The 23,205-nt window shown below is 62.9% G+C and carries 20 protein-coding genes and 1 pseudogene; 14 read left to right on the top strand and 7 right to left on the bottom strand.

Annotated features, from left to right (window positions below):
• Positions 1-37: 37 nt before the first annotated feature.
• The 6 genes from FUT88_RS17405 to FUT88_RS17380 form a co-directional block, all read right to left on the bottom strand.
• Positions 38-3,763, bottom strand: coding sequence for a pilus assembly protein (locus FUT88_RS17405; protein ID WP_186829325.1), 3,726 nt, complete (start codon positions 3,761-3,763; stop codon positions 38-40).
• A 72-nt stretch (positions 3,764-3,835) separates the two neighbouring features.
• Positions 3,836-4,450 (bottom strand): hypothetical protein, encoded by a 615-nt coding sequence (locus tag FUT88_RS17400; protein WP_147216950.1) that lies wholly within the window; start codon positions 4,448-4,450, stop codon positions 3,836-3,838.
• 2 nt (positions 4,451-4,452) lie between these two features.
• Positions 4,453-5,700, bottom strand: a complete 1,248-nt coding sequence (locus FUT88_RS17395; protein ID WP_147216999.1) for a PilW family protein — start codon at positions 5,698-5,700, stop codon at positions 4,453-4,455.
• A complete protein-coding gene (locus tag FUT88_RS17390) occupies positions 5,697-6,182 on the bottom strand; it encodes a prepilin-type N-terminal cleavage/methylation domain-containing protein (protein ID WP_147216948.1) in 486 nt (161 codons plus the stop codon). Before FUT88_RS17390 ends, FUT88_RS17395 begins: the two co-directional genes overlap by 4 nt.
• The gene (locus tag FUT88_RS17385) at positions 6,169-6,780 is read right to left on the bottom strand and encodes a Tfp pilus assembly protein FimT/FimU (RefSeq protein ID WP_147216946.1); all 612 of its coding nucleotides are present in this window, start codon (positions 6,778-6,780) and stop codon (positions 6,169-6,171) included. The genes FUT88_RS17390 and FUT88_RS17385 overlap by 14 nt, the downstream gene beginning before the upstream one ends.
• Entirely contained in the window at positions 6,774-7,295 is a 522-nt protein-coding gene (locus tag FUT88_RS17380; RefSeq protein ID WP_147216944.1) for a type IV pilin protein, read from the bottom strand. The genes FUT88_RS17385 and FUT88_RS17380 overlap by 7 nt, the downstream gene beginning before the upstream one ends.
• Positions 7,296-7,746: 451 nt before the next feature.
• On the opposite strand from FUT88_RS17380, the gene FUT88_RS26815 reads away from it, so the two are divergent.
• The 11 genes from FUT88_RS26815 (at position 7,747) to FUT88_RS17325 (ending at position 16,010) form a co-directional block, all read left to right on the top strand.
• Positions 7,747-7,947, top strand: a complete 201-nt coding sequence (locus tag FUT88_RS26815) for a type II secretion system protein (protein WP_147216942.1) — start codon at positions 7,747-7,749, stop codon at positions 7,945-7,947.
• A 1-nt stretch (position 7,948) separates the two neighbouring features.
• Positions 7,949-8,881, top strand: a complete 933-nt coding sequence (locus FUT88_RS17370; protein ID WP_147216940.1) for a PilW family protein — start codon at positions 7,949-7,951, stop codon at positions 8,879-8,881.
• On the top strand, positions 8,875-9,666 hold the full coding sequence (locus FUT88_RS17365) for a pilus assembly protein PilZ (RefSeq protein ID WP_147216938.1): 792 nt from the start codon (positions 8,875-8,877) through the stop codon (positions 9,664-9,666). Before FUT88_RS17370 ends, FUT88_RS17365 begins: the two co-directional genes overlap by 7 nt.
• Positions 9,663-10,067, top strand: coding sequence for a type IV pilin protein (locus tag FUT88_RS17360; protein ID WP_147216936.1), 405 nt, complete (start codon positions 9,663-9,665; stop codon positions 10,065-10,067). Before FUT88_RS17365 ends, FUT88_RS17360 begins: the two co-directional genes overlap by 4 nt.
• Positions 10,055-10,636 carry a Tfp pilus assembly protein FimT/FimU gene (locus FUT88_RS17355; protein WP_147216935.1) on the top strand — a complete coding sequence of 194 codons (582 nt, stop codon included), beginning with the start codon at positions 10,055-10,057 and terminating at the stop codon, positions 10,634-10,636. Before FUT88_RS17360 ends, FUT88_RS17355 begins: the two co-directional genes overlap by 13 nt.
• A 20-nt stretch (positions 10,637-10,656) precedes the next feature.
• Positions 10,657-11,769, top strand: a complete 1,113-nt coding sequence (ribD, locus tag FUT88_RS17350; protein WP_147216934.1) for a bifunctional diaminohydroxyphosphoribosylaminopyrimidine deaminase/5-amino-6-(5-phosphoribosylamino)uracil reductase RibD — start codon at positions 10,657-10,659, stop codon at positions 11,767-11,769.
• Between the two features lie 6 nt (positions 11,770-11,775).
• Positions 11,776-12,429 (top strand): riboflavin synthase, encoded by a 654-nt coding sequence (locus FUT88_RS17345; protein ID WP_147216933.1) that lies wholly within the window; start codon positions 11,776-11,778, stop codon positions 12,427-12,429.
• A 127-nt stretch (positions 12,430-12,556) separates the two neighbouring features.
• A complete protein-coding gene (gene ribBA / locus FUT88_RS17340) occupies positions 12,557-13,696 on the top strand; it encodes a bifunctional 3,4-dihydroxy-2-butanone-4-phosphate synthase/GTP cyclohydrolase II (RefSeq protein WP_147216932.1) in 1,140 nt (379 codons plus the stop codon).
• A gap of 90 nt (positions 13,697-13,786) precedes the next feature.
• Positions 13,787-14,287, top strand: coding sequence for a 6,7-dimethyl-8-ribityllumazine synthase (gene ribH / locus FUT88_RS17335; protein ID WP_004629552.1), 501 nt, complete (start codon positions 13,787-13,789; stop codon positions 14,285-14,287).
• A gap of 27 nt (positions 14,288-14,314) precedes the next feature.
• Positions 14,315-14,782, top strand: a complete 468-nt coding sequence (gene nusB, locus FUT88_RS17330; protein WP_012761449.1) for a transcription antitermination factor NusB — start codon at positions 14,315-14,317, stop codon at positions 14,780-14,782.
• Between the two features lie 43 nt (positions 14,783-14,825).
• Positions 14,826-16,010, top strand: coding sequence for a pyridoxal phosphate-dependent aminotransferase (locus FUT88_RS17325; protein WP_147216931.1), 1,185 nt, complete (start codon positions 14,826-14,828; stop codon positions 16,008-16,010).
• Positions 16,011-16,092: 82 nt separating this feature from the next.
• On the opposite strand, the pseudogene FUT88_RS17320 reads toward FUT88_RS17325, so the two are convergent.
• Positions 16,093-17,273, bottom strand: a pseudogene (locus tag FUT88_RS17320) (transglycosylase SLT domain-containing protein).
• Between the two features lie 538 nt (positions 17,274-17,811).
• On the opposite strand from FUT88_RS17320, the gene ubiD reads away from it, so the two are divergent.
• The 3 genes from ubiD to FUT88_RS17305 all read left to right on the top strand — a co-directional run bounded on the left by ubiD (position 17,812) and on the right by FUT88_RS17305 (position 23,099).
• Positions 17,812-19,323 (top strand): 4-hydroxy-3-polyprenylbenzoate decarboxylase, encoded by a 1,512-nt coding sequence (gene ubiD / locus FUT88_RS17315; protein ID WP_147216930.1) that lies wholly within the window; start codon positions 17,812-17,814, stop codon positions 19,321-19,323.
• A gap of 130 nt (positions 19,324-19,453) precedes the next feature.
• The gene (locus FUT88_RS17310; protein WP_147216929.1) at positions 19,454-20,965 is read left to right on the top strand and encodes an NAD-dependent succinate-semialdehyde dehydrogenase; all 1,512 of its coding nucleotides are present in this window, start codon (positions 19,454-19,456) and stop codon (positions 20,963-20,965) included.
• A 79-nt stretch (positions 20,966-21,044) separates the two neighbouring features.
• Positions 21,045-23,099 (top strand): acetoacetate--CoA ligase, encoded by a 2,055-nt coding sequence (locus FUT88_RS17305; protein WP_147216928.1) that lies wholly within the window; start codon positions 21,045-21,047, stop codon positions 23,097-23,099.
• Positions 23,100-23,205 lie beyond the last annotated feature (106 nt).

Below are 23,205 nucleotides of genomic sequence, written 5' to 3'. Positions count from 1 at the left end.
TGCGTTTCTGTACCGGATCGTCATCGTGAGATCACCGTTAGTCGGCCGTTGGCACTTCACGCCAGTTGATTTGACGGATAGCTTGCACCACCGTAGGAACCAATGGCACAGAATTGATCGCGCTATTGTCTGTACCAGCCTCTAGCCGAACTGAACCATTGACATTAAGGTAGGACAGATCCACTACCAGCCCCCCGCCGGTGTAATACGGTTGGAGTAGGCCAGCATTATTTACCACGCGGCTGATGCCCGTGCCGATGTCCAGCGAGAACACGCGGTTGCTGCCGGACGGGTTGCAGGCGTCCCCGTTGGGCAGGTTGGCGGCAAACGACACCGTACCGAAGTTCGACACCGGGGCCACGTTCACGCGTTCGGCCACGCCGTTGGACGACTGGCCGAGGTCGATGTAATAGCCCATCACCGATGTCGGCGCGCTACCGATGCCCTTCAGCACATCCGTGTCCGCATTGAGATTGCTGCGCCCGATCGGGAACGTGACACCGCTCGGCAGATCGGTGCTGCTGTTAAAGCGCTGCACCACGCCGTCATAGATGACGTAGAAGCTCTGCGTCTGGGTGCTGGCGATGTCGGTGCTGCCCAGCAGTCGGCCAGTCCCCACCATGACGTAGCGCTTGAGCGAGTTCGGTTGGATCTCGATCAGCGGCGGCGTGGTGACAGGCTGCGGGTTGCCGCTCGGGTCGGTCAGTTGCGCAATCTTGGTCGGTGCCGGATAGCTCGCAGGGGTGCCCGTGAGATCGAAACGCCAGACATTGCCCAGCAGGTCGCCCGCGTAGATCGAGTCCGTCGTGTTGTCGGTGTAGTCCGCCACATAGGCAGACGCGTAGGCCAGACCGGAGGGCGAGCTTGCGGAACCGACGCCCGTCGAAATCGACTCCAGCAAGGCGCCGTTCGCCGGGTTCAGGATGAAGAGCCGCCCCACACCATCGGCGTTGTTGTAGCCCGACGGCACCGCAACGATCCAGCCGTACTTCTTGGTCTTCGCGACGATCGGGTCGCCATAGGTGAAGCCCAGGGTGCCTTGCGATGCGTTGGAGGGGCCGCCGAATTCCCACATCACCTTGCCGGCCAGTGCGGTTTCGGTGGTGATCGTCGAGGGGTCGGTAATGTCGAGTGCGTAGTAGCCCTTCCCGCCCTTGCCCAACCCGCCGATCAGAATCGTGTGCCAGTCCGAGCTGCTGGATGAACTGGGCGTGGCTCCGCCTGCGCGATCGAGGTCAACGTCGAATGCCTGCGGCGTGGCATCCGCCATGGCATGGTGGACGAAATTCTTGCCCGCCAAGCCCAGCGATGCCAGACCGTTGACCGTCGGTGTGGCCGTCGGCCCTTGGTAGAGGAAGCTCGGCACGTAGGCAAACAGCTCGTTGCCGCTGGTGGTATTGCCAACGGTACCGTCGAACGCGTGCATCATGCCGTCGTTCGCACCGACGTAGACGACCGGCTTACGGTTGACATAGGTGCTCTTGAACGTTGCATAACCTGGGTTGGTCGCGCTGGACAGCACGGCGATGGGCGGGCCTACGGCATCGACCTTCGAACCCACGATATCGCCCAACAAAAAAGCACGCTGGCGATAAACCGCCTTGCCGCTCGTGCCTTCGTTGGTCTGGTCTCCACGCAGGTAATTCAGGAAGTCCTGGTTGTTCCAGTTCTTCACGGCCGAATTGCTGAGTGCGCTCTGGTTGGCCGTCGTCAGCTTCGCGAACTGGAATGGCACGCCTTGCGCGGACCCAACGCCATTACTGGTGGCGATCAGACGTGACGAACTCGATTGGTTTCCGAGTTGCGCCTGTGCGGACCACGCCTTCGTCTGCGTGGGCAGGCCGGTCTTGGCGTCAAAACTCAGCGAACTACCGATGACATCCCCGGTCCAGGTCGACGAGTTGTAGGACGCCGCGTATCCAATGTTGCCGGTTAGGCTCACGTTGGCGGACGAGACCGCCAGTGCCGTCGTGGCTGCCTGAATATCGTTGGAGATGTTCTGGAATGCGGAATTCAGACCGTTCACCATCAGGTCAGCCTGACCTGCCAGATAGTAGTTGTCCGGCATCGGCTTGCCGTTGGGGTCGGTATTACCACTCGCATTCCATAGCGACTGCGCCAACGCCGTGGTGTTGCTCGTTTTGTAGTTGCTCGGGACACTGAAGCCGCCGTACTTTGCCGCCAGCCAGAATTGGTTTTGGTAGCGGTATGTTTGGTACTCCTGCACATCCAGCCAATAGGTGGAGATGGTCTGGATCTTCGACTTGTTACCCAGGCTGTCCTTGAAATCGTTCGGGCGGATATCCCGCACGTGCGAATCGTAGGCAAGCCCGGCCATCAGGTAGGTATTGCCGTTACAGCACGGCGGCGAAATCTTGTTGAGATTGCTGATGCCTTCCATTTGCCCCACGAGGTTGGTCGCGGAGTCCACATTGACCGTGGTATCGCTCGAAACCTCCGAGGGCAGCGCCGGTTCATTGCTACTTCTGATCGTACTGCCTGGCAAATTGGCATCCGCATGGGTATTGATGTCACCGATGCCCAGGATGTAGTTCTTCTGGCAGGAATACTGGATGGGGTCATCCCATGTTTGGATGACCGGGAAGCCGTCTATCTGGGCTGTCGTGGCGTTGGACGAATAGCTGGCCACATTGCCGAGGTTCTTGTAGTAACGGATGCCCGCGTAGTACAACTCGCCAACCGGGTCATACGTCTTATAGGTTTGCGAGGTCGAGCCGAACTTGTTGAGGTAGTTCATGACCCCGCTGTTCGTCACCCCGGTTGCCGTGGCATCCGAAGTGTCGGGATTGGTCACCATGGTGCCGTCCGTAGCACTCCATTCGGCCAGCGTATTTGACGTCGGGCTCTTACCGGGAACGGGCTGCGTGGGGCCAATGAACTTCATTCGCGCGCGCAGTACCCCGCCATCGCGCTTGATGTTGGAGTCGTTGAGGTATCCAAACGCACCGAAACGGATGCGCTGCGAGTACTGCTGCATCAGGCCTTCCGGCTTGTAGTTGCTGCCGTACTTCGTGCAGTTCGGCTCCAGCTGCGAGGGGTCGCACACTTTCACACGGGCATAGACCCACCATACCTTAGACGAGTCTTGCGAAGAGCCGGAACTGTAGGTTCGAGGCGTATCCGAATCCAGATTGCCGCTTTGGGTGAAGTAGATCTTATTGTTCGCACCATAGATGCGTACGCTAAGGCTACCCCAATTGAACGGCGTGGCTGCCGACACGGTGGCGCTGCCGCCGCCGTTGCTGCCGCCGATAGTGCGATTCGGCGTTTCACCAGAGCCACCCTGGCCAGACGCCCAGGCCTTCTCGAGCACGGTCAACGATGCCGTGTCCGTAACGCGGTAGCCGCCCGTCAACGCCCATCGAAATGGATCGATGGTCTGCATTGCCGCCCAGTTCAGGAATGCGCCACTCCAGTAGTTCTTACCGCTAGCACACTGATAGCTGCTGCTTGCAGCCGCTGCTGGAACGAAATAATTGTTGGCGTCGACATTAGCGTCGTATTGATACGTATAGCACTTGAGCGGATCGAAGTAGCCCAGGTACTTGACCCCCGCCGAATAACTGCTGACGTACGCAATGCTGTTGGCAGTCGGATACTCCACCGACAGCGAAAGCAGAAGATTGCCCGGCACCGACACGGAGCTGAAGAGTGGCTGGTCTGCTAGGTCGGTTTGTGCAGCCGACACCAGTAGCGCAGGTAGCAACAAGGCGCTTGCAAGCAAGCTGCGCAGGAAAGTCATAACGGAAGGGCTCCGCGAAGCGCTGGCCTTCCAACCTCGGTCACAATTGGGATGCATGGCTGTTCAGGCAACTCAGAGAGAAACAGTGGTCTGGAGGAAGGTCTGGCTATTGCGTGGTCCATCGACCCGCACGCTGATGCGGTAGACCGGCACCGAAGGCGGCTGGGCCTGGCCGCGATACGGCAGGACCGTGCCGCCTTTCGCTGAGCCGATCGAACTGACCACGCAAGCGTTGGACGGGTCGGTCGAGCCCGTCGCGTTACAGAGGCGGTCGATCATGTAGTAGATCGTGATGCCATCGCCCCCGTTGATCTTGGTGTTGGTGACCGGGGCATCCAAAGCGACCAGACTGTTTGGCAAACCATGCTTGTCTGTGGGCTGCATCGTCGCGTAATAGCCGCTCGCAGCCTGGTTGCTCTGGCGCGTCGACTCCTGGCTGAGCGCGCCGCTAGTCAGCGCTGCCTTGGCGGCGACAATGCCCAGCTCACCACGATTGGTCATATCCCGCTTGAACGCGAGGTTGCCCGCATTGAATAGCGCGGCATCGGACGAACGGAATAGCGCGACGGTGCCGATGGCCAGGATGGCCACGGCAATCAGTGCGATCAGGAGGACAACGCCGGACTGATGCCGGCGCACCATGGCGCGCAAAGGGCGATTCAAGCGAAGCTCGGGCGTGGTCGACATCGTCAGCGCTGCAACAATGTGTTGCGCAGGGGGATCGTGGCTTCCAACACGCGGTAACGATAGTTTTGCTCCGCGCCCGTGAGCTTTCGGGTATAGGTCTGCCCTGGTACATCGGCAAACAGGACCAGCGGCCCGGGACTGACGACGCCTGTCGCGGTGACTGCGCTAGCACTCGTCACATATTGCTGTGCGCGCTCAGGCAGCGAGGTCCGCAGGATCAAGCCGATCCGCACCGCCTTGATCGCGTAGAGATTCGCCGCGGCGGTCTGCGTGCCATTGGACAGCGTTGCCGCGTCGAACGCGCCGGTGGGCGCCTGCCAGGTGACATTGCCGGTGTTGTTTGGATCTATGCCGTACAGGGCATGCATTTCCATCACGCCATCTGCGAGCGGGATTGCGTTATTGCCGTTGCCACCCGATTGCAGCAGGTCATAGAACATCAAAGTGTTGTTGGCACCCACGCCATACACGCCAAAGGCCGGCAAATTGCCTCCACCGACGTTGCCGAGATTCATGGCCACGCCTGTTGCGGAGACGTTGGCCGCGCCCCCGTCCGGGCCCACCGATGCGTCATAGGCACCAGCCAGCGGCAGTTGTACTGCAACGCTGCCGGTAAAGCCGCTCTTCACCTGGCCGACATAGCAGGGTTGTACGTTGCCCGCCGTGTTATTGCGGTCCGCTACGAGCACGAGGTTGCCCGCGTTGAACGTCATGGTGTTGATCAGGCTGAGATTCACCACGCCTGCGGACACCACGGGTGCAGTATTGGAAAACTCGGTCGGAATCTCTCCATAGCCGGCATTGCCCGCCATCGTGATGATCGCGTCAGAACTTCCCGCGGTCAGGGGCGTGCCGTTCTGCACGATCAGTAGCGGCATCAACCGAAAGCCGCCCAACTGCGCCAACAGCTTGTCAAACGGCGGCGGCATACTTGCCGGAGACGGGAGAATTTGATTGCCGTTCAAATTGACATTGAGGCGGCAGCCATAGGTCAGCGGCCAGTTCTGCGAATAGCCCGATCCGGCGCTGCGGATCGCCTTGTCCAACTGGTACAGGGCGAACACACCGCTTTGATTGATGTCGCTGACCGACATCGTGGTGCGCTTGCGCCCTTCCGACACACTCATCAGGCCGAACACCGCCCCCACGATGACCATGCTGACGACCAACGCCACCATCAACTCAATTAGGCTGAGGCCCGTCTGGCGGGCCGCGCGCAAAGGCCGCTTAATTGAAGTTCCGGCGTTCATGGCAGCACCACCTGCGTCACATACTGGCTCGTGCTGCTCATACCGGCAGTCGCGTTCACGCCGTGAGACGGCGCTTGCCAAGTGATGGTGATCGTCGCGATATTGGTCGTGCTGTCGACTGAGACCGAGCCCGTACCGTTGGGCAGGCCGCCCAGGCCGCTACCCACGGGGCTGGAGGCGCTGGCTGTCCGGTAGCTCACGTTGGTACTCACCATCGTTTGCCACGCAGCCACAGAGGACGCCGGCAAATTGACCGTGTGGTTCTGCCACATCGTGCTGGCGAGTTCATTGGCCAGCAAAGCAGCGCGATTGCGGTCCTCGGCGTCAACCGAGACTTGCGAAGCCCGGATTTGCGCCATCACCATGGCCGTCAGCGCCACGGTGAGCAGCAGCATCGCAATCAGCACCTCGACGAGCGTCATCCCGCTCTGCGATCGCCGGTTTCGCGTAGCGCGGTGTGAGGCGGGGTTAGCTGCATGCATCTGGACTACCCTGCGACAAAGACTTGCTCGGATCGCACACTCGAATCGAACCACCAATTCCTACGGTAACGTTCAATGCCCGTGCGGTTGCAGACCGGCTGTTCGTCACGGCGTAAGTGACTGTGCCCGTGGCCGGAATGGTGCAGCTGTACGTGCCATCGTTGAGGGTGGTCAGCCGGCCCAACGAATTGAAGCAGACCGCCGCCTGGCCGTTGATCTGCGCGTTAGGTGCAACCGCGCCAAGCGTACCGCTTTGCACCATTAATGATGGCGACACCTGGGTGTACGACTCGCCCGCTGTCGTGTTCGGAATCACGGTAACGAACCAGTTCTTGCCGTTCGCCTGTGCCATCACACCCTGGTTCGGCACGCCGTTGGTCAGCACCATCGCAACCTGACGATGGCGGCGCGCAGCTTCGGCTTGCGCAACGCGCAAACCGTTCTGCAACGATTCGGCTGCAGTGCGCACCTGTGCATCCTGGATCCAGTTCGTAAAACTGGGAGCTGCCAGGAGCATCAAAAAGGCAAACACCGAAATCGTGACGAGCAGTTCGATCAGCGTGAAGCCACGGCGCCGGGCTTCCGAGCCGATCAGCACGACTGACCTCGCTTAGTCACCCAGCACGTGGTGGATGTGTTCCAGCCGCGGGGTGCCGCAGTCGTCGCCTGAACGTTTGCCTCGTTGACTGTATATGTGAAGCCGGCCGTTGTTCCGGAACCGGTGGCAGTCATTTGGTAGCTATTACCGTTGTTCGTGATATTGCAGGCCAACGAAAACTCGGCTACAGACGAAATCGCCTGACAGGGCGGGGTGAAAGTCCCGACCGCCGCGTAGGTGCGATTGTCTTGGTAGTACTGTTCCATCTGCGCGCGAATACCCGCGAGCATGTTCGTCACGTTGGCCAGCTTGCCACGCGTGATGTAGTCGGTATAACTGGGATACGCAATCGTAGCGAGGATGGCCACGATGGCCACCGTGATCATGAGCTCGACGAGAGTGAATCCTGATGCGCGCGCAATCACCGGCCGTAGCCGCCTTCCTGTGACTAAAGGCAAGCCAGCCGAATCGGAATCACGCGGCACGCTTGCGTTGACGCAGAGCGGCGCGGACATGTCAGTGCCGCCGCAGAATGAACGACGGCGAAAGAGTGACTTTGACCCTGTACATATAGCCCCCCGGCTGCTTGAAACAACAGACGCATCTTGGTGAAAAACGCGCCCTTCCCGATTACCCGATTACGTTCTTTTGAGATTCTTCCGCCTTATGAAATTCGGCAGGTACGGCGTCAAGCTTGACGCTCGCAATCATGGAGGATGGGACCAATCAGTGTCAATAGCCTGCGCCCGGCGGGTAGGCGTCAGCTGTTGGAGCAATGCAACCGGAGGATGCCCTGCTTTTTATGCTTTCCCCAAAAAAGGGGTCGGAAGATTCGCCTGAAAGCGAATCCAACACCCTAGGAGACGAAGCTCCTTCCACGAATAACCGACGGGTATTGACCACATATGACAGTCATACGGCCAAATTCGCACTAACTTGAGTGACCCTTCAGAAATCAGCCGATTCATGCCCGTCCACCATAAAGCCAACCACCAACACGGCGCCATCCTCCTCGAATCCCTCGTCGCACTAGCCGTACTGTCCCTGTGCGCAGCGGGCACCCTGACCGCACTTGAGCGCATGGAGAGCACCAGCCAAAGCCTGCGCCAGCTATCGAGCGATATCCGAACGCAAGGCAACCGGGTCGAATCCACGAACGTCCGCTGACATGTGCCCCACCTCTGATGCTCAGCGGGGCGCGACGCTGGTGGAGTTGCTGATTGGCATGCTGATCGGGTTGATCGTGCTTGGCATCACGCTGCAACTGACACTCCTTGCACGTGCAAGCTATCAGCGCATCGCAGACGATGCCTTGATCGAAAGCCGCGGCACCCAAGCGCTGGAACTGCTGACAACGGCACTGCAACATGCGGGATGGGTCACCGATACGCCAGCAGCATCGCTAGAACGCCGATGGTCAGACGTGAACGAGGCACGATCGATCCAAGGTGCGGACAGTTGCACCCCTCGCGAAGCGGAAGCCCTTGACTGCAACGGCAGCGGCGTCCGCGGAAGCGACGCCGTACTGGTGCGCTTTGCCGGTCGCAGCATACAGAACAACTCGCAGCGAGCTGACAACAGCATCATCGACTGTTCCGGCTACGGAGTGGCTGAGCGGGTGCAGAACGGCAGCGACGACCAGCGTGCGGGTTACATGCTGCTCTACCTCGCCCGGGCGCCGGATCAAGAACCGCAACTGATGTGCCGCTCGCGAAGGCATCAAGACGGTCAGACTGTGGCAGGCGGTTGGACGTCTCACGGCATGGTCCGCGGCGTCGAAACTATGCAGCTTCTGTATGTCGTTCGCAGCGCTGACGGCACGTCGACTACGACACTGTCTGCGCGCGCGCTGACCGCCAAGCAATGGCATCAGGTGCAAGCCGTACACATCGCGCTGGTCGTTCGTGGCGACTACAACTCCGCCAAGTCAATCAACAAGATCACCCCCACACTTGCTCTATTTCCCAAACTCCGGCACGTCGAAGGCAGCACCGCACAGGACTTGCGATTCACGCCCACCCAAACCCAGCGCCGTCGTGCTGTCTTCACAGCAACGGTACGCTTGCGCAATCCGCTTGCTTGCGACGTGGACGTATGTTGAGCGATAACGCTGGAGCGCGTGGTTTTTCGATGATGATCGTGATGCCAGCCGCGGCTTTGCTCGGCCTGCTCACCATGGCAACCTTTCATCTGGTGTTGGATCAGCGGCACCGCACGTCTCTCACTGCCGATCGCGCCCTGGCCAAATACGGCGCGGAAATGGCGCTGAACATGGCGGAGTGCGAACTCTCGGTCGCCACCGAGACGCCCACGGCTGTGGAATGTATGGCCGCCTTGCCGCACGAGCGTATCGCCGCTCTCGATCCGGTTTCGCGACGTGGGTTTTTGCCAGGAGCATGCGGCAGTGGCGCCTCGCACGGACTATGTCAACCGCAAGCCGGCCAATCGCTCTGGACACTCGCGCAACTGCTGGATACGGCCACCCTCGCCGTAGAGATCGACGCGCGCTTCCCGGACGCCGGGCGCATTGCCGGCCGCCCTGCGCGGTACGTCATTGAGTCGATTCCGGACCGCTGGCCCGGCCAAGCTACGCAACCCGATGGCGCCCCACCGCCCACGTTATATCGGATCACGGCCGCAGGATTTGGCGCCGACCCTTCCGTCAGCGTCGTGCTGCAAACGGTCTTCCGCCCACGAACGCCGCGCCGCATATCCTCGCCCCAGTTCACCATTGAATCTGCACCGCCTGTCATTCGCCCTAATGGCACGGTGACACAACTCGTCTACCCCACCAGCAACGGGGAGGACGCGGTCGACATCCAGTCGCAAACCTTCTTGCTAGGCCGCCTCAGCTGGCGTGAGCTGATCGAGGAAGGCTTGCGATGAAGCATCGCCACGCTGCATTCACGCTTATCGAACTCACGATTGCTCTGGCTATCGCCGCGTTGTTAACGGGCGCCGCCATACAAACCTGGTCGGGACACCATGAGCGCGCGCGACGGGCTGCGGCGCGTGCGGCGCTGGTCTCCACCATGGTAGAAATCGAGCGCCAGTACGGGCATACAGGCAATAGCCCCACACCGGCAAGCGTCCTGGAACACGTCGCCAGCTATCACTTGCTCGCGAGCCCCTGCGATGGTCCCGCTCTCGCACATTGCATTGAAGTCGCCGCTCGGCCGGTGCGCCCAGATACCGTCTGCGGCACGCTTATCCTGCGCAATACGGGGGAACGGTTCACACAGGTCGGCAACGTGCGCCAGCCGGCGTCGCTTGCATGCTGGCCATGAAGGTATCTCGCCTGCGGACCGGGTTCACGCTGGCTGAGCTCGTCGTCGTCCTGAGTGTCATGTCGATCCTCGCGGTGTTCGCGGCGCCCGCCGGACTGAATTGGTGGCAACGCGAGACCGTGATCGTTCTGGCCGACCGCTTTGTCAGCGCAATCGCGCTGGCGCAAACCATGTCGCGCACTCAGCGTGCATGGATTCACCTCGGCCCGCTCGACGCACAGCAGGGCTGGTCGTCGGGATGGGCGTTGTATATGACGCCCTCGCCGCAAACCCAAGCGACGCCGCTGGAGCCGGGCACCGACGCCATCTTGGTCCATGTTTCGCCTCCTGTGGTACCGCCGGTTCAATTTGCGTTCACAGCATCACAGCGGGATGTCGACACCCTGTCTTATGCACCTGTGGGATACTCGCGACAGCGCAACGGCAGCCAGCTCTACGGCACGCTGACCATCCGATCCGGAGCCCATGTGCGGCGCGTCCGCATCAACTCTGCAGGCCGCGCCCGCATCTGCGATCCGGCCAAGGACTCTAAAACGTGCGGCACCGGTGCCCCAGCTAACGACGATTAACCCAGACTCCCGGCTTTCCCATGTTCTCCGACTTCGACCACGCCATGATGCAGCGCGCCCTGGCGCTGGCCGAGAAAGGCTTGTTCACCACCACGCCCAACCCGCGCGTCGGATGCGTAATCGTGCGTGACGACACCGTCATCGGTGAGGGCTACACACAACCTGCCGGCCAGGACCACGCTGAAATCCAGGCCATCAAGGACGCCCAGTCCCGCGGCCAGGACGTACGCGGCGCCACCGCCTATGTGACGCTGGAGCCCTGCAGCCACTTTGGCCGCACGCCGCCCTGCGCCGACCGTCTGGTCGAAGCTGGTATTGCGCGCGTGGTGGCGGCCATGGAAGATCCGAACCCGGCCGTCTCCGGACGGGGCTTGCAGAAGCTGCGAGACGCCGGCGTCGACGTGCGCTGCGGCCTGCTCGAGCGGGAGGCGCGCGAGCTGAACATCGGGTTCGTTTCGCGCATGACGCGCGGCACGCCCTGGGTGCGCGTGAAGGTCGGCGCCTCACTCGACGGCCGCACCGCGCTGGACAACGGCATCAGCCAGTGGATCACCGAAACCGAGGCGCGCAACGACGGCCACCGCTGGCGCGCGCGTGCCTGCGCCATCCTCACCGGCATCGGCACGGTGCGCGAAGACAATCCGCGACTGACCGTGCGCGCCGTCAACACACCGCGCCAGCCGCGGCGTGTGCTGATCGACTCGGCGCTGGACGTGCCGCTCGATGCGCATATCCTCACCGCGGATGGCCACCACGAGCCGACGCTGATTTTTGCCGCACAGCCCGAAGCCGGGCGCATGCGCGCGTTGAGCGAGCGCGGCGCGGAGGTCATCCTACTGCCCAACGCAGCCGGAAAGGTCGATCTGGCCGCGGTCCTGCGCGAACTGGGCCGCCGAGAAATCAACGAGCTGCATGTTGAGGCCGGTTTCAAGCTCAACGGCTCGCTGCTGCGCGAAGGGCTGGTCGACGAAATCCTTGTCTATCTGGCCCCCAAGGTGCTCGGCTCGGGCCAGGGCATGTTCAATATGGGCCCGCTGCAGACACTGGAAGGCGCGGCAGAATTCTTCTTTCACGACATCTCGCGCGTCGGGGGGGACCTCCGCATCCTGGCGCGCCGCAACCCCACGGATTGATTGCTTATGTTTACCGGAATCGTCGCCGCAGTTGGCCGCATTGAAACCGTCTCGCCGCTGGGCGACAACGCTGATGCTGGCGTGCGCCTGTCCATCGACTCCGGCGGCCTGCCGCTCGCTGACGTCGCCTTGGGCGATTCGATCGCCATCCAGGGCGCCTGCATGACCGTCGTCGCCAAGACCGACAACCGCTTTGAGGTGGATGTGTCGCGCGAATCGCTGTCCAAGACCGTCGGGCTGGAACGCCCGGGCGAGGTGAATCTGGAGAAAGCCCTGCGCTTGGCCGACCACATCGGCGGTCACCTCGTGTCGGGCCATGTTGACGGTCTTGGCACGGTGACGCATTTCGCCCCCGTCAACGAATCACACGAACTGCGTGTGCGGGCGCCGGCAGAGCTGGGCAAATATCTCGCCTACAAGGGCTCGGTGGTGGTCAACGGCGTGTCGCTGACGGTCAACACCGTCCGCGACGATGCCGACGGCTGCGAATTCTCGATCAACCTGATCCCGCACACGGTGGCGGTCACCACGCTGAAGCACTTGAAGGCCGGCAGCCAGGTCAACCTGGAGATCGACCTGATCGCCCGCTACGTGGAACGCATGCTCACCCACGCCACCATCGGCCTGCCCGTGGGCACCCAGCCGCTGGCAGCCGTTTGAACCGCAGGCCCCACTGGCTTGGGGCCACCTTGGCGTACAATAGCGGGCTTCCCATTTACGCAGTCGCGCGGCCCCCGAAATCAACGATTTGCGGGAATTGGTCGGCGGCGCGCAGCCCTCTTACGTCATGTCGATCGCCACAGTCGAAGAAATCATTGCCGAAATCCGCGCCGGCCGGATGGTCATCCTGGTCGACGAGGAAGACCGTGAGAACGAAGGCGACCTGATCCTGGCGAGCGATTTCGTCACGCCGGAAGCCATCAACTTCATGGTCACGCACGCGCGTGGCCTGGTGTGTCTGACGCTCACCGAAGAGCATTGCGACCAGCTCGACCTGCCGATGATGGCAAGCCGCAACGGTACCCAGTTCGGCACCAATTTCACTGTCTCGATCGAAGCGGCTGAAGGCGTGACCACCGGTATTTCCGCCGCCGACCGCGCACGCACCATTCAGGTGGCCGCGGCCAAGAACGCCAAGCCGTCTGACTTGGTGAACCCCGGCCACATCTTCCCGCTGCGGGCCCAGAAGGGTGGCGTGCTCATGCGCGCCGGCCACACCGAAGCTGGCTGCGACCTGACCGCAATGGCTGGCCTGACGCCCGCCGCCGTGATCTGCGAGATCCTGAAGGACGACGGGACCATGGCGCGCCTGCCGGACCTGGTGGAGTTCGCCAAGAAACATGGCTTGAAGATCGGCACGATTGCCGACTTGATCCAATACCGTAGCCGCACCGAGAGCATTGTCGAGCGGGTCGGTGAACGCACGATGGAGACGCAGTTCGGCACGTTCCATGCCGTTGCCTTCCGCGACCGCGCCGCCGGCCGCGCCCATCTGGCGCTGGTCAAGGGCACGCCGACGCCGGACACCGAAACGCTGGTGCGCGTGCATGAGCCCCTGTCGGTGCTTGACCTGCTGGAGTGCCAGCGCACGACGCACTCGTGGAGCGTGCCCGCTGCCCTGCGCGCCGTGCAGGCCGCCCCGACCGGCGTGGTCGTTCTCCTCAATTGCGGTGATTCGGCGGACCGCCTGTTCACCCAGTTCACCGCACTGGATGCGCCGCACGAGCGCCCGCGCACGAAACCCGATCCGCGCATTTACGGTATCGGCGCGCAGATCCTCAAGGACGTTGGCGTCGGCAAGATGCGTGTGCTCGCCTCGCCGCTCAAGCTGCCAAGCATGGTCGGCTACGATCTGGAAGTGACGGCGTATCAGTCGATGGCAGATGCGCCTGACGTCACTTCGGCTTCGTCCGCCGCCACGCATTGAACTTCGCGCGGTAGCTAAACTGCCGCGCCGCTTTCTTTTTTCTGACGTTGCCAGATAGACAACTTCAGGCAACCCCAACCGGAATACACCATGGACCACGGCTTCTACCCGACCAATCTCAACGGCGAAGGCCTGCGCATCGGCATCGTCCAGGCGCGTTTCAACGAGCCCGTGTGCGAAGCGCTGCGCGAAGCGTGCGTCGCTGAACTCGAACAACTCGGCGTGGCCGGCGAAGACGTGCTGCTGGTGACCGTGCCGGGCGCGCTGGAAGTCCCGCTGGCCCTGCAGAAGATGGCCGAATCGGGCCAGTTCGACGCGCTGATCGCACTAGGCGCAGTCATCCGCGGCGAGACTTACCACTTCGAGCTGGTGTCCAACGAATCGGGCGCCGGCATCACGCGCGTCGGTCTGGACTTCAACATCGCCATCGCCAACGGCATCCTGACCACCGACACCGATGCCCAGGCCCACGCCCGCACCCGCGAAAAGGGTCGCGACTGCGCCCGTACCGCTGTTGAGATGGCCAACCTGACCAACGACCTCGACGGTCTGCAGGATCACGGCCAGGACGACGACGGCGAGAATGAATAAGCGCTTCCTCGCGCAAAGGCTTTTCCCATGACGCAAGACAATTCCCAAGCCAAGACCAAGGCGCCCGCCAAGAGCGCGCGCCGCCGTGCGCGCGAACTAGCGCTGCAGGGTCTGTATCAATGGCTGCTCAATCGCAACGACCCGGGCGTGGTCGAGGCGCATCTGCAGGACGCGCAAGGCTTCAACAAGGCCGACCGCGCGCACTTCGACGCGCTGCTGCACGGTGCAATCCGCGAAGAAACCACGCTGACCGAGGCGTTCACGCCGTACCTGGATCGCCCGGTTGCCGAACTGTCACCGGTCGAGCGTGCCGCCCTGCTGGTCGGCGCTTACGAACTGGTGCACTGCGTGGACATCCCGTACAAGGTCGTGATCAACGAGGCGGTTGAACTGACCAAGACCTTTGGCGGCGTTGAAGGCTACAAGTACGTCAACGGCGTGCTGGACAAGCTGGCTGCGCAAGTGCGCGCTGTCGAGGTCGCTGCCCGCCGGTAAGCCGGCGTCTGCTGTTCGCTTTACCTTTTCGCTTCGCTTCAAGATGGACGCCCACCGCCTGCAGACAGCCGCCCGGCTGGCCAATATCCGCGCCTTTCACGTGATGGAGCTGGCCAAGCAGGCCCGCGAGCTGGAACTGGCGGGACGCAGCATCATCCACATGGGCATCGGCGAGCCCGACTTCACCGCCGCCGAGCCCGTCGTGCAAGCCGCGGCCGACGCCATGCGGCGCGGCGTCACGCAGTACACCGGGGCTTTGGGCATCCGCCCGCTGCGCCAGGCAATCGCTCGCTACTACCACACCGTTTACGGCCTCGACATCGCCCCCGAGCGCATCATCGTGACAGCGGGCGCGTCGGCCGCGTTGCTGCTGGCGTGTGCGGTGCTGGTGGAGATCGGCGGCGAAGTCCTGATGCCCGACCCGAGCTATCCGTGCAACCGTCACTTCGTAGCCGCCTTCAATGGCGAGGCGAAGCTGGTGCCGTCGGGGCCGGAAGAACGCTTCCAGTTGACGGCCGCGCAGGTTGAAACCCACTGGAGCGAACGCACGCAGGGTGTGCTGCTGGCCTCCCCTTCCAACCCGACAGGCACGTCAATCCTGCCAGACGAGCTGCAGCGTATTGTGCAGACGGTACGCGCACGAGGCGGATTTTCGATCGTCGATGAAATCTACCAAGGCTTGTCATACGATCAGGCCCCGGTCTCCGCACTGTCGTTCGGCGAGGATGTCGTCACGATCAACAGCTTTTCGAAGTACTTCAACATGACCGGCTGGCGACTTGGCTGGCTGGTGGCGCCCGCCGAACTGGTGCCGGAGTTCGAGAAGGTCGCGCAGAACCTGTTCATCTGCGCGTCGGCGGTGGCGCAATACGCGGCGCTTGCCTGCTTTGAGCCGGACGCGTTGGCAATCTACGAAGAACGCAAGGCCGAATTCCGCCGCCGCCGTGATTTCATCGTTCCGGCGCTGGAGTCGCTTGGCTTCAAGGTACCGGTCAAGCCCGACGGCGCGTTCTATGTCTACGCCGATTGCCGTGGCGTGAACCATCCGCATGCCGGCAATGCCGACGCCCTCACCCAATCGATGCTGCATGACGCCGGGGTGGTCCTGGTGCCGGGGCTGGATTTCGGTCCGCACACGGCGCAACACTACATCCGGCTGTCGTACGCCACATCGATGGAGCATCTTGAAGAAGCGGTCGCACGGCTCGGCAAGCTCTTCAGCCGGTAAAGCACGCCTACTACGCGCCGCCCAAACAAAAAGGCCGTCCCGAAGGACGGCCTTTCTCATACAGCGCAGCGAACAAGATCGATCAGGCTTGCCCTTGGGACTTGTCGTCCAAGCGGGCCTCTTCCTGCTGACCTGCGGCGGGTTGCTTGTCGGCCGGCTTGGCGGCTTGCGTCTTGGCATCGGCTTGCGTCACAGGCGTTGCGACCGGCTTCACCGGCTCACGTTCCGACGCCGCCGTCATCGGCGACCGATGCCCCGTGGCGACCATGCGTAGGCGCGAGCGCTCTTGCAGCACCTTGCCGCCGTAGCGCCGTCGCCTTGCGTGACCGCACCGACGTACAGCTTCAGCCCGCCTTCGATCGAACCTGCACGCGCGATGCAATCCTTCAGCACCAGCGCACCGACCTTGATGTTGGCGTACGGATTGAGCGCGGCACCGACGCCGCCCATCACCTCGTACTTGTCCTGGTGGACCTTGGTCATCACCTGCATCAGGCCCTGCGCACCCATGCCGCTTTCGGCGAATGGGTTGAAGCTGGACTCGATCGCCATCACGCCCAGGATCAGCAACGGATCGAGACCGACTTCCTTGCCGGTCTGATAGGCCGCCTTCACCAACTGTCCAGTGGCAGTCGCCGCCACGCGGTATTTGCGGGCAATGTACTCCGCCACCGCAGCCTGCTCTCGCGGGGTACCGGCGGTTGCCGACTCACGCGCGTCGCGGACGACTTGCGTGTTCGGAATCTGCGCAGCCAACTCGGCCACGGACGGCACCTTCGAGAGAGCATCCCAACCCGCAGCCGCAACCGTGCCGCCCTGGGTCGTAGCGGGAGCCACGGCCTGAACGGCACCAGTACCGGCGGACGGCGCGGTCGGCGCAAAAGCAACCGGCTGCACGCCAGCCGCAATCGCGGGCGACGGATTGGCTGAGGCGACACCGGTGTCGGTACCCGGCGTGAAATGCAGCACGCGTTGAGCGACCGTGGCACGCCACTCGCTGTTGAGCGAGAGCGCCACTGCGGCGGCCACCGCCAGCAAGCCAATGCTGTTGAGCACGACATGCCCGCTGCGGAACACCAGCAGTACGCCAGGATGCAATTCATTGCGGGACGCGGCAGCGCCCCCTGCGTTCAACTCCATGCGCAGCTTACGAGGCAGCGCAACTTGGCCTGCACGCGCGAGGCGGCGGCCCACCGGGGCGACGAGCCGGCGTTGCAGCGCCGATCCGATCCCGGAAGAATGAAGGGTTTTCCAACCGTTCATACTTACCTCCGTCCGCTGCGCAGATCCGGTAGACGCCTTTCTTTTGCATGGCGCCGTGCGTTTCGAATCGCAACGGTTTTTAGTAAGGATGCCGCGCTGTTGCAGTCAGCCGGCATCTGTTGGGGGCACTCCCCTAGTGCCCAGAGAAATGCGGGCCGTGTCCTTGGGGAGGTCACGTCCCGCAGCGATGCTGATGTGCTCTGGTGTCGCCCCTCATATGTTTGAGAGCGGGGCGAAGGCATTAGCCGAAAACATGTTGCGTTGCAACAATTACCAGATCGGATTGGATTGTAGGAAGCGCGTTATGCCAAGTCAATCATAAAGAAGTAAGTTTTCATATCCAAAAGTTATGACACGAGTCCCTTTGTTGGGACTAGCTGACCTGCGATGCGTTCTGTCATCAGGGGGCCATGGGGTTTTGGCCGTACAATCGCGGCCACCCTGCCTACACCAAAAAAATGTCGGCCCGACGACCATTCGGGGGGCCAGACCCTCCGCGTGATAGGCGATCCACCTTACCTTTGGTTACAAAATCTCCATGCAATACAGGGACTTACGTGACTTTCTCGCCCAGCTCGAGCGCACGGGCGAACTGCGCCGCGTGCGCCAGCCGGTGTCGCCGCGCCTGGAAATGACCGAAGTCTGCGACCGCCTGCTGCGCTCCGAAGGCCCGGCGGTCGTCTTTGAGCAACCGGTGGACGGCGCACAGAAGTACGACATGCCGGTGCTGGCTAACCTGTTTGGCACCACGCGCCGCGTAGCGCTGGGCATGGGCGCGGAGTCGCTCGATGAACTGCGGGACGTGGGTCGCCTGCTCTCGGCGTTGAAAGAGCCCGAACCGCCGCGCGGCCTGCGTGAAGCAGGCAAGCTGTGGACGATGGCCAAGGCCGTGTGGGACATGGCGCCGCGCAAGGTGTCGTCGCCGGCGTGCCAGGAAATCGTGTGGGAAGGAAATGATGTTGACCTCTCGCGCATTCCCGTACAGACGTGCTGGCCCGGCGATGCGGCGCCGCTCGTCACATGGGGGCTGGTCATCACGCGCGGGCCGCACAAGAAGCGGCAGAACCTGGGCATCTACCGGCAGCAGGTCATCAGTCGCAACCAGGTCATCATGCGTTGGTTGGCGCACCGCGGCGGCGCGCTGGATTTCCGCGAGCACGCCATCGCGAATCCGGGCCAGCCGTTTCCGATCGCGGTGGCGCTGGGCGCCGACCCGGCCACCATCCTCGGCGCGGTGACGCCGGTGCCGGATACGCTATCCGAGTACCAGTTTGCCGGCCTGCTGCGCGGCAGCCGGACCGAGCTTGCGACCTGCCTGACGCCTTCGCTGGCGCAAGCACAACTGCAGGTGCCGGCCGGCGCCGAAATCATCCTCGAAGGCCACATCCAGCCGGATCCAACGCACCCGAGCGGCTACCAGCACGCGCTCGAAGGCCCCTTCGGCGATCACACCGGCTATTACAACGAGCAGGACTGGTTCCCCGTGTTCACGGTCGAGCGCATCACGATGCGTCGCGACCCGATCTATCACTCCACGTATACAGGCAAGCCGCCCGATGAGCCGGCCGTGCTCGGCGTGGCGCTCAATGAAGTGTTCGTGCCGCTGCTGCAGAAACAGTTTCCGGAGATTGCCGATTTCTATCTGCCGCCCGAGGGCTGCAGCTATCGCATGGCGCTGGTCAGCATGAAGAAGCAATACGCCGGCCACGCCAAGCGCGTGATGTTTGGCGTGTGGAGCTTCCTGCGGCAGTTCATGTATACGAAGTTCATCGTGGTGGTGGACGACGACGTGAACCTGCGCGATTGGAAGGAAGTGATCTGGGCAATCACCACGCGCGTGGATCCGGCGCGCGACACGGTCATGGTCGAGAACACGCCGATCGATTACCTCGATTTTGCGTCCCCGGTGTCGGGCCTGGGCTCGAAGATGGGGATCGACGCCACCAACAAATGGCCGGGTGAAACCACGCGCGAATGGGGCCAGCCCATCGTCATGGATACCGCCGTCAAAGCCAAGGTCGATGCCATGTGGGAGACGCTCTTCCAATAACCACAAGGCTTGGCGGCTTGGCCTGCGAGCGAACGATCGTTCGGTTATTCTTAGCGAGTTAAGCGACTGCTGCATCTAAAAAGGCGGGCCCTCTTTGTCTACTGGGCCCGCCTTCCTTATGGAGAACGCCATGGCCGAAGCACTCGACGCATCTCGCACCGCCGCCAACGCGCTGGAGCGCATCACAGACCGCACCCTCGTCAAAACGCAGTCCTATGTCGACGGGGCCTGGGTTGGCGCGACAGACGGCGCGACCTTCCCCGTCTACGACCCTGCCACCAACGCACACCTGACTGATGTCGCCAATCTGGGGCACGCAGAAACGCTGCGCGCCATCGACGCAGCCAATGCGGCGTGGCCGGCATGGCGCGAGCTGACCGGCAAGGAGCGCGCCGGCCTGATGCGCCGCTGGTTCGACCTGCTGATCGCCAACGCCGACGACCTCGCCGCGCTGATGACGGCAGAACAAGGCAAGCCGCTGGCCGAAGCCAAGGGCGAAATCGTCTACGGCGCGTCGTTCATCGAATGGTTTGCCGAAGAGGCCAAGCGCGTCTCCGGCGACGTGATGGCCAGCACCTGGCGCGACAAGCGCATGGTCGTGTTGAAGCAGCCGGTGGGCGTGTGCACGTCCATCACGCCGTGGAACTTCCCGCTGGCGATGATCACCCGCAAGGTTGCACCGGCCATGGCGGCAGGCTGCACCATCGTCATCAAGCCGGCCGAGCAAACGCCGCTGTCCGCGCTCGCGATGGCGGAACTGGCGCACCGCGCTGGCATTCCGAAGGGCGTCGTCAACGTCGTGACGGGTGACGCGGATCGCTCCATCGCCATCGGCAAGGCCTTGTGCGAATCGCCGATCGTGCGGCATCTGTCGTTCACGGGCTCGACGCCGGTGGGCCGCATCCTGATGCAGCAGTGCTCGCCGACGGTGAAGAAGGTGGCGCTTGAGCTGGGCGGCCATGCGCCCTTCATCGTGTTCGACGATGCGGATCTCGATGCCGCCGTGGAGGGCGCGGTGCAGTCGAAGTACCGCAACGCCGGCCAGACGTGCGTGTGTACGAACCGCTTCTACGTGCATGCCTCGGTGTACGACACGTTTGTCGAGAAGCTCTCGGCCAAGGTCAAGGGCATCAAGGTCGGCAACGGCTTCGAGTCGGGCGTGGTGCAAGGCCCGCTGATCGACGATCAGGCCGTGGAGAAAGTGCAGCGCCACATTGACGATGCGACGCAGAAAGGCGCGCGCCTGACCGCCGGCGGCAAGCTGATGCAGGGCTTCGGTTCGCAGCGCTTTGTCGAGCCGACCGTGCTGGCCGACGCAACGCCCGACATGCTGATCGCGCGCGAAGAAACCTTCGGCCCGGTCTCCGCCATCTTCAAGTTCCAGGACGAAGCGGAAGTCGTGCGCCTGGCCAACGACACCGAATTTGGCCTGGCGTCGTACTTCTTCAGCCGCGACATCGGCCGCATCTGGCGCGTGGCCGAGCAGCTCGAATACGGCATGGTCGGTATCAACACGGGGCTGATCTCGAACGAGGTCGCGCCGTTTGGCGGCATCAAGCAATCGGGCCTGGGCCGCGAAGGTTCGGTCTACGGCATCGACGAGTACCTCGAACTTAAGTATCTGTGCATGGGCGGCATCTGAACGCCATCCCCCCTTGGCCGACCTGCCACATCGATAGAGCGGGCGGCCTCCCCCCTTGCCTGACCGGCGGAGGAGACACATGAGCACCATCCAGGAAGGCGCCCTGCTGTGGACGCCATCGTCTGACTTCATCGCGCGCTCGCGACTGACGCATTACCTCGACTGGCTTGCGCGCGAACGCGGGCTGCGCTTCTCGGCGACCACGCCCGAGGGCTACGCGCAACTCTGGGAATGGTCCACCACTGAGCTGGAGGCGTTCTGGACATCCGTCTGGGACTACCTCGACCTGCGCGCCTCGACACCCTTCACGCAGATGCTCGGCGAGCGCACCATGCCGGGCGCGCAATGGCTGGTCGGCGCCAAGCTGAATTACGTCGACCAGGTCATGCGTCATGTGGAGGAAGGCGGCATCCCCGACCGCACCGCCATCCGCTACGCCAGCGAGACCAAGCCGCTGGCCGACCTGTCATGGCGCGAACTGCGCCAACGCGTTGCCTCGCTGGCGGATGCGCTGCGCAAGATGGGCGTGGTGCCGGGCGACCGCGTTGCCGCGTATCTGTCGAACACGCCGGACGCGATTGTGGCGTTTCTCGCCACCGCCAGCGTCGGAGCAATCTGGTCCGTCTGCGCGCCCGACATGGGCCAGGTGGCCGTGACCGACCGCTTCCGGCAGATCGAGCCCAAAGTGCTGATCGCCGTGGACGGCTATCACTACGGCGGCCGCGCCTTCGACCGCACCGACGTGGTCGCAGAGATGGTCGCCGCGCTGCCAACCGTCGAACATCTCGTCGTCGTGCCGCAGTTGCTTGGCGAGGTCAACCGCGCGCGCTTCCCGCAAGCCCGCGACTGGCGCGACCTGACGGCGAACGATGTGCCGCTCGTCGTCACACCCGTCGCCGCCGACCACCCGCTGTGGATTCTCTATTCGTCCGGCACCACCGGCATGCCCAAGCCGATCGTGCACGGCCACGGCGGCCTGCTGCTGGTGCAGACGATGATGGGCGCGCTGCATCTCGACCTCGGCCCCGGCGACGTCTACCACTGGTACAGCAGCACCGGCTGGGTCATGTGGAATTCGCAGGCCAGCGGTTTGCTCGGCGGCGTGACGCTCGCCATCTACGACGGCAACCCCGGCACGCCGGACCTCAATACGCTGTGGCGCTTCGCGCAGGATGCAGGCGTGACCTTCTTTGGCGCCGGCGCGGCGTTCTTCGCCAATTGCCTGAAGGCCGGCATCGAACCCGGTCGCGACTTCGACCTGTCGAAGTTGCGTGCGGTCGGCTCGACCGGTTCGCCGCTCTCCGCCGAGGCGTACGACTGGATCTACCGCCACGTCAAAGCCGACGTCTGGCTCAATCCGATTTCCGGCGGCACGGATTTCGCAGGCTGCTTCGTAGGCGGCGTCGCCACACTGCCCGTCTATGCGGGTGAGATGCAATGCCGCAACCTCGGCTCGCGCGTGGAAGCATTGGACGAGGCTGGCCGACCGCTGATCGATGCGGTGGGCGAGCTGGTCTGCACCGCGCCCATTCCGTCGATGCCGCTCTTCTTCTGGGGCGATACCGACGGCAGCCGCTACCGCGACAGCTACTTCGACATGTACCCGGGCCAGTGGCGCCACGGCGACTGGATCAAGATCACCCCGCGCGGCGGCGCCATCATCTATGGCCGGTCCGACGCGACCATCAATCGCCACGGCATCCGCATGGGCACAGCCGAGCTGTACCGCGTGGTGGAGGATCTGCCGGAAGTGCTCGACAGTCTCGTCGTCGACCTTGAATTCCTCGGCCGCGAATCCTTCATGCCGCTGTTCGTCGTGCTGCGCGAAGGCGTGACGCTCGACGACACGCTGCGCAGCACGATCAATGCACGCATCAAGGCAGGCCTGTCGGCCCGGCATGTGCCCAACGTGGTTGTACAGGCGCCCGGCGTGCCGCGCACGCTGTCAGGCAAGAAGATGGAGGTGCCGATCAAGAAGCTGCTGCTTGGGGCACCCGTCGAGCGCATCGCAAACCCTGACGCGATGGCCAATCCAGACGTGCTGGCGTGGTATGCAAGCTACGCCCGGTCGCCGCTTCAGCATGGCGGCGATTCCGGCGAACCCGCACCAGCATTGGAATCGTGGCGCAGCTAGACCGATCGTTGGTCCGTGGTTTCACAATCTCCACCAATCGAACGATGGCAACGCTCGGATGTGATGACTAACGTACAGCCTGCACCGGCACATCAAGATGCCGGAC

The organism is Ralstonia sp. TCR112, from assembly GCF_007997035.1.
In the GTDB taxonomy this organism is placed as follows: Bacteria; Pseudomonadota; Gammaproteobacteria; order Burkholderiales; family Burkholderiaceae; genus Ralstonia; species Ralstonia edaphi.
The sequence above is the reverse complement of the archived record's forward strand: the minus strand, read 5'-3'. Positions and strand labels throughout refer to the sequence as shown.